At 57.5% G+C, this 358-nt stretch carries 1 protein-coding gene; it reads left to right on the top strand.

The window, feature by feature from the left end:
* A partial coding sequence (locus tag HMPREF2572_RS12770) for an RHS repeat domain-containing protein (RefSeq protein WP_148132356.1) occupies positions 1–358 on the top strand: 358 nt, incomplete at both ends.

Below are 358 nucleotides of genomic sequence, written 5' to 3'. Positions count from 1 at the left end.
ACATCGAACGCGACAAACTGCACCGCGAAATCTACCGCACACAGGGTAAGCTCGTCAGCCGCTACGAACTCGATCCTTTAGGCCGTCTGAAACGGCAAATCGCCACCCTCAATGATTTGACGGAAGGCGGCAAAGGCAAAACCAAAGCAGCGGCGGGTTATGGCCAAACCGCCGTCAAACGCAGCTACGGCTACGACCGCACCGGCAACCTGACCCACAGCACCGACCAGCGGACGGGAACGACGCATTTCGAGTACGACAAACTCGGTCGAATCACCAAAGCCGGCAGCGAACTATTCGCCTTCGACCCCGCGCACAATATCCTCGACATCCCGACGGAAAAGGTCAAACCATACCC

This window comes from Neisseria sp. HMSC064E01 (genome assembly GCF_001808875.1).
GTDB classification, from domain to species: domain Bacteria; phylum Pseudomonadota; class Gammaproteobacteria; order Burkholderiales; family Neisseriaceae; genus Neisseria; species Neisseria sicca_A.
This window is presented reverse-complemented; position numbering and strand designations above follow the sequence as displayed.